General features: G+C 76.8%; 1 protein-coding gene. It reads right to left on the bottom strand.

Features of this window, described 5'->3' with window-relative positions:
- Positions 1-241 (bottom strand): DEAD/DEAH box helicase (locus tag KVT14_RS21090; RefSeq protein ID WP_217617365.1); only part of this gene is annotated, 241 nt, incomplete at both ends.

Below are 241 nucleotides of genomic sequence, written 5' to 3'. Positions count from 1 at the left end.
AGACCGGGACGACCTCGAGCCCCGGCATCTTCGAGGCGAAGGACTCCAGCGCCTCGGCGACCTGCATGGCGCGCTCGCGCGTCGGGGCCAGGACGATCGCCTGCACCTCGCGGAGCTCCGGGTCGACGGCGGCGAGCCGCGGCAGGCCGAACGCGGCGGTCTTGCCGGTGCCGGTCTGGGCGACGCCGGTGATGCCGCGGCCCGACAGCAGGGCCCGGGGGGCCTCCGCCTGGATCGCGGT

The organism is Cellulomonas sp. GbtcB1 (genome assembly GCF_019091725.1).
In the GTDB taxonomy this organism is placed as follows: Bacteria; Actinomycetota; Actinomycetes; order Actinomycetales; family Cellulomonadaceae; genus Cellulomonas.
This window is presented reverse-complemented; position numbering and strand designations above follow the sequence as displayed.